The sequence below is a fragment of the Marinobacter sp. genome, from assembly GCF_052094685.1.
Taxonomy (GTDB): Bacteria; Pseudomonadota; Gammaproteobacteria; order Pseudomonadales; family Oleiphilaceae; genus Marinobacter.
The window spans coordinates 1-10,562 of the sequence record NZ_JBQDKB010000111.1 but is presented as its reverse complement, the minus strand read 5'-3'; the positions used below and the strand labels follow the sequence as shown (position 1 = coordinate 10,562).

Below are 10,562 nucleotides of genomic sequence, written 5' to 3'. Positions count from 1 at the left end.
CGTTTCGCCCCGGACGGAAGCCGTAGCTGTCCGCTGAGAATTCCGGGTCGAACAGAGGGTTGGCAGACAAACGTGAAAAATTCCCCAGAAATGCTCCCAACCTGTTGAAATATTGATTTTTAGACCACGGTTTTTATCCTGATTCATCTTCGGAGCTTGTCCGATCCTTGGGCTGTCCTTGAGGGGCGATTTCAGCAAGTTTTAAATCAAATAACTGCTGTCCTACCGGACGTCTAAAGTCCAACGTGTAATCTCCGAAACGATTGATATGACGGGTTCGGTATGGCGATAGTGCTTTCAGGACATCCTCCGTGATGGCGATTCCTTCCGCTGCCATCTCCCGCAACACTCGGCTGAGGGCTTCGACGTTGTGTAAGATCAGCATGTTTGCCACCAGATGATTGTACTTCACCACCTTTTGTTGTTCGTGCCGCAGGTTGGCCGTAATGATGCCCTCGCCACCAAAGAAGCTCCATTTCGCAAAGCCGTTAAACTGCTCGTTCTTGTTGGTTGCGGCGTGGATGGTCTGACGCAACTCCACATCGTCAATGTAATTCAACAGGAAGCCGGTCCGTACCACCTTGCCCAGCTCCCGGAACGCGAAATACAGTTTATTCTTGCGGCTGTAGGTTCCCAGCCGCCTCAGGATCGTTGATGCAGTAATTTTACCGAGCTTGATGGACACGGCCACACGCAACATATCCGGAAGGTGTCGTTCAATCCGAGGCCAGTCTATCTGACCATTGAACAGCTCTTCGATATGCGCGTAACGAAACCGCCGGTCGGGCCGGTAGAAGTTCAGATCCTTGATGTTCCGGATACGCGGCATCAGCTTGATCCCCAGCAGATAGGCCAGCCCGAAAACAGGATAGCTTTGCGCCTGCGTATCACCGTGCAAGGTATCCGGCTGGATATCGCTCCGGTTCTCAAGTAGTCCGTCGAGGATGTACACCGCTTCGTGAACACCACAGGGGATGAAATGACTGAACAGCGCGATATAGGTGTCCGAGACGTGGTAGTAACCAATGCCGCCGTAACCGCCATAGCGGATGTGGTATTCGCTGAGCAGGTTTTGCTCGTAGAGGTTCCATTTAGTGCCGTCGGCGGCAGCCCGTCGGCCTGTGCCCCAGTAACCGGGCAGTTCGTATTTTTTGTACGCGTTGATGACCTTGACGACCGCGCGGTCCAGTCTGTCTTCTGTGACGTGGTTGAGATTGAGCCAGGCCACCTGGCGACGGTTCAGTTGCTTGATGGAATCGGCCGTCTGGGAGGGCCCCAGGTTGCAGCCGTAGCAGAAAAGCGTAGCGATGAACCGCAACCGGGGGTTTTCCACGCGCCCCTCATAGCCTGACAGTGGCCCGAATTCCCGATGTAACCCAAGCCAGCGCTCCGCATCGACCAGAACGTCGACGATGCTGCGGGTGCCAAGCCGACGTGTAATATCGTCATCGAGGGCCTGCCAATTCGTCGGTAGTCCCTGCTTCTGGTTGCGTTTGATCACGATGCGACCGTCTTCGATCGCGGCGTGTGTGTTGTCCGGGAAGGCTGAGTCCACCGAGCGGCTCACCTGAGTCAATTGATCCTTGAGATGGCGACTGAGAGCCTTCGGTTCGATGGGAAGCTCCACTTCCAGCCCGTACTGATCAATTTCCTGCTCGTAATCCGACCAGCTCACCAGTTGATCCCGATGGTCATCGAAACGGTCCCCGTGAACGACCGCAAGATCGGCAGACTTCAGTTCCTGTTTCACCAGATTCAAAACGGCCAACTCAAAATATTTACGGTGAACCGTCACACTGTCCGGCCGGATGAAAATCAGACGGCGCCACTTTTCGAGCGTCCACTTGGTCTGCTGGATGCTTTCGACCAGATCCGGCGCATGGACCCGCAAATCCAGCGTCTCGGCTTTCAATGAACGGGTCTTCCGGAGTAACTCGATCAGTTGAATCGACAGTAAGTCGCTGGAGGTGCTTTGAAACGTGAGTATTTCCAGACAGTTGTACAGCAGGCTGCGTTTGGAGCGAAACGGGCGCAACATGAAAGGCAGATAGTTGTTGCCCGCATAGGCCAGATGCTCCTCGCATTCGTCCAGCCACTCCTGGCGTTTGTCTCCGACAACGGTCTGAAGCGATTGCCAGGGATTTGGCTCTGCCGCCATTGCGGTCAACACATCCTTAAAGCAGGACACCAGTCGATCTGTGCGCAGAGTCTGTTCCATTTGATAGGTCAGGAGATTCTGCTGGGCTGTGGTTTCAAGTTGCCTCATCATCTTGATCAAGAGCTCGGCGGTATCATCCAGCGATTGGGCATACTGTTGCCGAATCAGGATCACCGCCAGGGCATAGCGTTTACGCGTTGGGATTCGAGCCATTTTGGCCACATCAAGTGCTCGTGCTTCCTGGGCGAACTGTCGCCGCTTGGTCGCCGGGATTGATTTGACGCCTGGCAATTGCTCGACCATGTCCCTCAGCCACCTGAGGTGTTGCAGGTAAGATCGGATTTCCTTGTTTGTCGGTTTACGAATTTCACGCTTCAGACGTTGCCAGCCGCTGAGCTCAAGCCCCGGTGGTGATACCAGCAAAGCATTGATCAGTGCTTTTGCTTCGCCCCCGAGTTCGCTGACGATAGACCGGTAACAGCGGTCATTGACGGTGGCCCGGGCATCCTTGGCGAACCGTAACAGCACCGTAAAGCCGGGAATCTCAAAGCGGTGACGCACCAACTCCTCCAGAAGGATATTGATGATATCGGCCAGCACCTCGCGGGACTCGGCAGCGTTTATGGCTTGGTTTGCGAGCCAGATGCGGTCTTCATCGTCCAGGACTCGGCTGCCGACGTAGGCCCGAATCCAATTGATGTGGCGATCGCGGGCGCTGGATTGATCATACTGCCTCTGCTGGATCTTGGTCGGCCGTTTTCGAAGGCCGAGGCGCTGAGCAATGTAGCTACTCAAATCGGACGGCAGATCACCCGTTGCGCAGAAGAAGCCTTGTTTCTGATAGGCCTTCAGGTGCAACAGTAAAAAATAGCGATGTTGAAGTTGCTTGGCACATCGACGAGCCCAGCGTTGCTCGCTGGCTGTGGGCACGTAAACTGCATCAAGTTCGTGTTGCGGGATATCCGTCCTAAACCGTGGGTAGGCAGTGTCCTGGATGGCGCTCATGACAGGTTCAATCCCACGTCTGCCCGGTGGCGGGGTCCGTGATCAGTGTCTCTACCCAGCATGCTTTGTCGGACGCAATGCGGTGTATCTCATCAATCAAATCGTCCATCATTTCGTCCAGTTGGTCATCCGACGTTGCGGGAACCTGGATGTGGTAGTTTCCATTGTCTTGGTGTTTCACCTCGAACGGTTTCAGACAATGGGTTTCGATCACCGTGCGGGCCTGGTGGTGTTTCCGGCTGCGAGGACGTTGCGGCTCTAAGGTTAGCTGAACGGTCAATGCCCGGTGACTTGGCTCGGATGCGCTCGTCAGGCGGGGCTGACCGGCAGCAGACGCAACCACGGTTGGAATTTGCATCAGGGCCTGCTCGAACGGTGACTTGGCTTCAATGTATCGCAAGGCAGTCTGGGCATCCTGCCAACCGACATATTCCATGAGTGCTTTGATTTCCCACCCGGAAGCACTGGCCCAGGTGGCAAAGCCGCGTCGCAGCGAATGGCTGCTGAACGCTTGTGCTGCCTCAATGTCCGCGTCTGCCAGCAGCTGGCGCAGCAGCGGCACGATGCTGTTCGGGTGCAACGAAACGTCGGAAATGTGCCCCCATCGGTCAATCGCCCTGAACAGTGAACCACTGGGTTGGTTCAGAAATTCCAGCCAGTCCTGACAGGCCTCGACAGGACAGCATTGCTTCAGGGCAGGCACTTTGTACATTCGCCCCTCTGCTTGACGGTCCCCCTTGCTCCGGCGCAAGTGAAAGGACATGCCTGCACCGGGTGTCAGCACGACATCTTCAATGGTTAATCGGCAGAGTTCGTCACTACGAAAGGCTCGCCAGAACCCGAGCAATACCATGGCCCGATTGCGCAACCAGACTCCGAGACGCCGGGCATCGTGCTGCCGCGCCTCCGCGATCTGTCCTGCCAGCCACTGATCCATTTGCTGGAGCTGGGTGATGGCCAGCGGCTTTGCCTTTTTTTGCCGGTACGGATGCTCTTCGCGAATGCCCTTCAGAACCGTGCGTACTAAAGGGGCTTTCGTCGGATCTGGAAAACCCTGGTCCCGGTGCCAGCGAGCCAACGCCGCCAGGCGCTGCTTCAGAGTGGCAGCAGAAAGACGTTCGGCATGGTCGGCCAGATAGCGAGCCACACTGTCGGCTGTTGCGGGCAGAAACCCGCCCCAGGTCACCTCAAAATGCTCGACCGCTGACCGATAGCTGCGCCGGGTGTTGTCCCGAGTGGCGGCGCGAACGTACCGATCAATCGTCATTGGGCGCACCGACGTCGTCCGACTTCGGCAGTGCTCGTATCGCTTCCCTTAACCAACTTTTTGCCGACTCGCACACGGCCTCATTGTCTGCCTTTGAAACCATCTTTGTGAACGTCTTCGCCACCGCATCGCGCACTTGTTTTTCAGTTGGATCGTCGGGGTTGGCGATCACTGAACCGGCGAGCCTATCCAGAGGAGACCCCTTGGCAGCTCTTTTCTGGCGGGCCTGCACCCAGCTTTGTGCCTCGGCCAATGACGCAAAGTGCTTTTGCTCCACCCAGAAGAAACTGTTTGGAATGGTAATCGAGCGGCCGTCTTTGAGGTAGGCCCTGATCTGTTCGTCAACATCCGGCATATAGGCGTCTTCGCTTTGCAGGCATTCCAGGGCGGCACGGAAGTTCGGTAATGGGTCTGGAAATCGGTTCCGAAAATCAAACGCCCGAAAGGCAAGCACCTGGTCAAGTGGGTCGGCTTGTTTGTGCACTTGTGGGCTCCTTCATTGTGGGCGTATGGCCTCGGTCCCGGGTAGTTGACCAACGCCGTTTCGTACCGGGCTTTGGTCAGTATAGTCGACAAACTGGGTATCACAATGGATAACTCTGGATTATCACATGTCTGTTTGGCAGTGCTTTTAAATTATCTTTCTGACGTATATATTACGTAATTACATGATATGTACTACAGTACGAAATAAACATGAGGACACGATCATGGCCCGAGGCGGCATCACCCAACCCCTGGTCGAGGACGCTCGTAAACGTCTTCTGGCTCGCAATGCTCACCCCTCCATCGACGCCATACGAGCCGAGTTGGGCAACACCGGCTCAAAGACCACCATCAGCAACCACCTGAAAGCGATTGAGGGGCGTGAAAGCACCCGTCTGGACGACGAAGCGCTTCTGAGCAACCACGTAACCGACTTGGTAGGTCAACTGGCTCGGCAATTACGTCAGGACGCGCAGGAGACCATTGAGCAGGCCGAACAGCGCCACCAGGCCGAGGTGGTCAGTCTGCGGGAAGCGTTGGTGGTACAGAACGCTGAGGGCGAGCAACAACAGAAGCGAAATGGCGCTTTGGTGCAGGAGAGGGATGAATTACACGCCGAAGTCGCTGCGCTGCGTGAAGCCCTCTCGAACCTACAGGGCGACGGCCGCGCCCAAGCACAACGCATTGACGATCTCACCGAACAAGTTCTGGACAAGCAACGCCAGGTGGATTCACTGGAAGAAAAACACGGACATGCCCGCGAGGCGCTGGAGCACTACCGGGTTTCTGTGAAAGAGCAGCGGGAGCAGGATCAGCGGCGTCATGAACAGCAAGTTCAGCAAGTCCAAGCGGAGCAGCGCCAATTGCAACAAGCGTTAGCCGTTAAGTGGGAAGAACAGACGCAGTCCACCCGGGAAGTCACTCGCCTGTTTACCGAGTTAACCGAAGCTCGAAAATACTCGGATCAGTTGGAGCAACAGGTTCGCAAGGAGACCCTGGCACACCGGCGCACTGCGAGCCAAAGGGCTCGTCTGGAGCAGGACGTGACAACGCTGCGTGACGGTCAGGTCGCCTCTGGAGAGCAGAAACGGGTTATCAATGAGTCGAAAGGTCAGATCGAGCAACTGGCAACAGAGCTTAAGATAAAGAACGAGATGCTGGCCCGCCTACTACCTGCTGCACCGGAGACGTGAAGGCTACCTATCACACACCGCGGCGACATTACCGGTTACTCGCCAAGACATATTTAGTGGGGATTGGCTGATTCGCAACACAGGTATGCGCCTGATGATGGACATCTACAGCCGCAAGATCGTTGCCTGGGATAAGCCTTGCAAACGCCTGCTTATGACAAAGTAACAGGATTTGCGCCTTTTCTAGCCTCGAATAAAATGAATGGCGTCTTCCCGTGCAGCAACTTATAATCGTTCGGTCTTTGATCATACTGTACTTCACGAAACTCCATTTCAGTAGCCTTTACTGAAGAAAACCCTGCAAAACTTAAGATGCTATAATACGTAGATAAAGCCCAGTTTTTGTCCACTAAATCTAGGACTGATCCACCGGGCAGTCGAAGCTGGACAGGCCTGTCGTCGCCGTCGTGATAGGAAGTGTCTTCATACCCGTTCTTGTACGTGGGAAATTGAATGCCGAGAGCATTAGGGTTGGTGTCGAGTATGTAAAAGGTGCCACCGGGCTTTAGAGCTCGAGCTATTTCACACGCTATGTTGGCTAGCTGCTCCTTACTTGGTATGTTGATAAACACAAAAGAACTGATCGCAGCATCAAAGCTATTGTCAGAACACGGCAAGATTGCGCTGTCTATTTGAAAGTATCGCTCGCGGTCGCTAGACATCTGTTTAGCTTTATCAATCATGACTGGTGCAATGTCGACACCAGTCACTTGATGCATCCCGGATGACACTAACCGCCGGGATACTTTCCCGCTGCCACAGCCATAGTCAAGTACAGTTGATTCCCTGCCAACGTCGGAGATCAGTTTCGAAATCAAAGGCTGGTAGCCGAAAATATCCTCGACCCAGTCATCATATGCGTCGAAACCGGATGACACAGTGGCCTTGGTCCAATTCGTAAACATAAGCTCACCGATTCGTGGTTAACACCAAACTCTCGGCCACCGATTTTCAAGAAATGGCCGGTAATATGGATGAATGTGGTTAAGCACTTTCTCTGGCACTTGTGAACCTTGTTTAATTTCTCCGTAAATCCAGAACATAATGAGAATGTCTTTCCAATAGTTCGGTAAATTGCAGTTGACAAGAGTGTCAAAATTTTCTTGAGCGTTACGGATCGAAGCTTCATAGCTCAGAACTACCATTATGGTTTCCTTTGTAGTGCAGCTAGGCATCACGGGTAGTTGCTGGCTATTTAATGGTACCTTTTGACTACTTATTACGTCTCTTGCTTTAGCCATCATCCGGCTATAAATGTGAATTGACCCAACCTGGTGAGTGTAATGACCTAGATCACACCGAATTCGCGCCGCTATGTATTCTTGTAAGAACGTGAACGAAAAGATATCGTTGAGAAAGCCGATATACGCGTCGTTGGCCCGCATAAACGAGACCATATTGAGCCTGTTGTCACGTAGCAAAAGTTGAAGACCCAGGGTGCATGACACATCGATATTATGTTTGTAGATATCCTCGTCAGCACTGAAGATCTGCAGAACGACTCGCTTACTATCCGCATCGTCATTCTTCAGGACGTCGATAGCCCGTTCAATCTGATCCAAATCATTAGGAGCGTAATGTCTCAGTCTTTTTCCATAGCCGGTTCCTGGTAGCGTTATTCCATCTGGGCTGTATTTTTCCATTGATGGGGCGTAATGCTGGATAAAGGCTAAATCATTACGCCCTGACAGATACCATAAGGCTTCAGCAAAATTGAAGACAATATTCTGCTTTCGCTCAATACTGAGGCTATAACGCGACCGTGGATTCTGCAGTCGCGCCGAATACCCGACGACCTCATATTCTGATTGGCCTCTGGGAGAATTTTCATGCTCAAATTCTGAGTGAACATTACGAAGCGTCGCATGGTAGAGGCAGTCAAAGTTTTCGAAGTGATTCAATGTTGGCTCCTCCCGAAAAAACTCTCTATTGCGTGTTCAATCCACTTGGGATCTAGATCGTAATTGCAATAGAAAATCGATGTCGTATTTCCAACTTGGTTCAGTCCTTGAACTAGAAAGGCATATTCAGCTTTTTCCTCGAGCAGTAGGATAACTTGCTTATTCAAGGCAGATGCCCATCCTAATTCGATATGCGTTCCAGGAGAGGCGGGTGAGCCCGGAAACGCAACAAATACGTCGCAACGACTGATTTCCTCATAGTCCTTTTTTGTACATTCGTCTGGAGACATGAATTCTTGCCCCCATTTTTCGCGTCGGTGTGCCGAATGCACCTCCCAGTTTCTATCTTCGAAAAAGAGAATAATTCGGTTGAATAAGTCAATATCTTTATCAGACATTCTCCCAGTAGTTGGGTCCACGAGCGATTTAAATGGCCCCGCTAGAAATAACCGTTTCATTTATTACTCCCCTCGATTGGAAAGCTGAAATACCTCATTTTAGCCTGATTGTTTTGCAAATATGGAGAGCTAGCGCCAAGTAAGCTCACGAATTGTAAAAATAATCAGAGACTTGCGAAAATGTGATTCGCCGCATACTCGGAGCAATCGATGCTTGGATACAAAGTTTCGAGTTTGTAAGTCCGTAGCGGCCTGAAAACTCTACCACAGGGCGTAAAAGTGGTGAACTGGACCGTGGCCACCGCCAACTTGGAGTTGCTCTGAGGCGGCTAACGCCCCAGATAGATAATGCTTCGCGTCCGCTACGGCATTTGGCACTGAGCTGTGCGGCAGGAGCGCAGCAATCGCGGAGGAAAGCGTGCAACCCGTGCCGTGATCGTTCTTCGTACTAATGCGTGGGGCGCTGATGTGCTGCGGAATGTCGCCGCCGTAGAGAATATCCACACTCTCCGCGCTATCAAGATGGCCGCCCGTCAACACCACCCAAGCAGGGCCAAGGCGGTGGAGCTCGGCTGAGCAGCCATCCATCGCCTCGAGCGAGTGCGCTGGCGATCGGTCCAAAAGCAGACCAGCTTCGGGCAGGTTCGGAGTAATCACGGTAGCACGCGGCACCAATTCGTCACGAACGGTTGCAATGGCGTCAGCAGCCAGCAGCGGATCGCTGCTTTTTGCTGCCATCACTGGGTCGACCACAATGTTACGTAACTTGTAGTGGTCAATTCGATGAGCGATGACCTGCGCGATCTCTGCGTTAGCGACCATGCCGATCTTGATGGCGTCAACGCGCACATCGTCAAGTACGGCGTCGATTTGCTCGCCAACAAAATCCGCATCGAGCGCCTTAAATGATCGAACACCACGCGTATTCTGAGCCACTACGGCTGTTATAACGCTCATCCCGTAAGCCCCGAGCGCGGAGAAGGTCTTCAGGTCTGCTTGAATACCAGCCCCGCCGGAGGGGTCGGTGCCAGCAATGCTGAGAACATTCGCAATCATAGTGTTTCGCCGTCTTTCTTGATTGATGCCAGCGCTACAGCTTCGCGCGCTACCTCCGCAACCTGGAAGCTTGTTGCCAAAGAGGCATTTTCAATTTCGTCAAGCTGGAACCACCGAGCATCACCTGCGTCACTTCCCGGTGTGAGAACCCCGGTGGGATCACGGCACAGCACCGCGATCAAGATAAAGTGATGGTGTAGAACCTCCTGCGGATCGCGGTCGATAACGTCGACCGCCGTGAAGATACGCTCTGCGGTCGCCCGCAGCCCAGTTTCCTCATAGAGTTCACGCACAGCAGCTTCGTGTATTGGCTCGCCGGTCTCGATCTTACCGCCTGGAAACCCCCAGCGGCCCGCATCTGGGGGATTGAGCCGCCGGACTAGCAAAACGGCACCACCCTCGACTACCGCCGAGATCGTGGCTGCAACCGGCTGCAAGGACTTGATGTCTCGCGTGTACCAACATGTTTCCGGCATGTCACCTATCCGAGTTATGCCTGTTTAAAATACGTTTGCTCACACTAACCCGTGAGATAAACATCTTCGTCAGTCTGTAACGATGATTCTCTACTACCGGATGGTAGCTATACCTACCACAGCATGATGACGACGCTGAAAGGAGTCAACTCACGAAACGGCGTGAATCGTACGATGAGTCACACGCGGCTTTCGTGTCGGCCACCCTCTACCTGTATTTAGCACGATACAAATGCTTGGACAGGCATCCTGAGTTCAACCAATAAGTGCAGCATCTGCCGTGTCTAATGTCCCTGAATATTTACCAAGAAACACTTGTGCCAGTGTCTGGCAGCTCAGGCAATTGTTGAGGCTTATCCCCGCCTGCCTCCCCCTCAAGCGAGATAGTTATTAACAGGTGAGTGAAAATAAGCATCTCTATTTGAACGATATTTGCTCTCTGCCCAAAATACTACAGCATTCGCGTAAGAAATCAGCGGTTCAAGCTAAAAATGCTTAGTCTAAAATTATATTCGTCAGTAAGTTAGGACCGTTTTTGGGGAATTTTTCACGTTTGTCTGCCAACCCTCGAACAGGGGCATCAGGATTTGGGCAATGGCTTGCTGAATCACCCGGTCTGTCA

Annotated in this window: 9 protein-coding genes; 1 reads left to right on the top strand and 8 read right to left on the bottom strand. The window is 53.0% G+C overall.

Annotated elements, in window-relative coordinates; genetic code table 11:
• Positions 1-133: 133 nt before the first annotated feature.
• Genes ACTH3S_RS16285 through ACTH3S_RS16275 form a run of 3 tightly spaced genes read right to left on the bottom strand, consistent with a single transcriptional unit; the run spans position 134 to position 4,914 of the window.
• A complete protein-coding gene (locus ACTH3S_RS16285; protein WP_441810064.1) occupies positions 134-3,163 on the bottom strand; it encodes a Tn3 family transposase in 3,030 nt (1,009 codons plus the stop codon).
• A 7-nt stretch (positions 3,164-3,170) separates the two neighbouring features.
• Positions 3,171-4,430, bottom strand: coding sequence for a site-specific integrase (locus ACTH3S_RS16280; protein WP_441810063.1), 1,260 nt, complete (start codon positions 4,428-4,430; stop codon positions 3,171-3,173).
• A complete protein-coding gene (locus tag ACTH3S_RS16275; RefSeq protein ID WP_441810062.1) occupies positions 4,420-4,914 on the bottom strand; it encodes a hypothetical protein in 495 nt (164 codons plus the stop codon). The genes ACTH3S_RS16280 and ACTH3S_RS16275 overlap by 11 nt, the downstream gene beginning before the upstream one ends.
• Positions 4,915-5,140: 226 nt before the next feature.
• On the opposite strand from ACTH3S_RS16275, the gene ACTH3S_RS16270 reads away from it, so the two are divergent.
• Positions 5,141-6,109, top strand: a complete 969-nt coding sequence (locus ACTH3S_RS16270; RefSeq protein ID WP_441810061.1) for a DNA-binding protein — start codon at positions 5,141-5,143, stop codon at positions 6,107-6,109.
• A gap of 152 nt (positions 6,110-6,261) precedes the next feature.
• Here the strand turns inward: ACTH3S_RS16270 and ACTH3S_RS16265 are convergent, their stop codons facing one another.
• The 5 genes from ACTH3S_RS16265 to ACTH3S_RS16245 form a co-directional block, all read right to left on the bottom strand.
• Positions 6,262-7,014, bottom strand: coding sequence for a class I SAM-dependent methyltransferase (locus ACTH3S_RS16265; RefSeq protein ID WP_441810060.1), 753 nt, complete (start codon positions 7,012-7,014; stop codon positions 6,262-6,264).
• An 18-nt stretch (positions 7,015-7,032) separates the two neighbouring features.
• Positions 7,033-8,010 (bottom strand): thymidylate synthase, encoded by a 978-nt coding sequence (locus tag ACTH3S_RS16260; RefSeq protein WP_441810059.1) that lies wholly within the window; start codon positions 8,008-8,010, stop codon positions 7,033-7,035.
• Positions 8,007-8,468: a nucleoside 2-deoxyribosyltransferase gene (locus tag ACTH3S_RS16255; RefSeq protein ID WP_441810058.1), complete on the bottom strand. Its 462-nt coding sequence runs from the start codon at positions 8,466-8,468 to the stop codon at positions 8,007-8,009. The genes ACTH3S_RS16260 and ACTH3S_RS16255 overlap by 4 nt, the downstream gene beginning before the upstream one ends.
• 201 nt (positions 8,469-8,669) lie before the next feature.
• Positions 8,670-9,464 (bottom strand): bifunctional hydroxymethylpyrimidine kinase/phosphomethylpyrimidine kinase, encoded by a 795-nt coding sequence (gene thiD / locus ACTH3S_RS16250; protein ID WP_441810057.1) that lies wholly within the window; start codon positions 9,462-9,464, stop codon positions 8,670-8,672.
• Entirely contained in the window at positions 9,461-9,940 is a 480-nt protein-coding gene (locus ACTH3S_RS16245; protein ID WP_441810056.1) for an NUDIX hydrolase, read from the bottom strand. The genes thiD and ACTH3S_RS16245 overlap by 4 nt, the downstream gene beginning before the upstream one ends.
• Positions 9,941-10,562 lie beyond the last annotated feature (622 nt).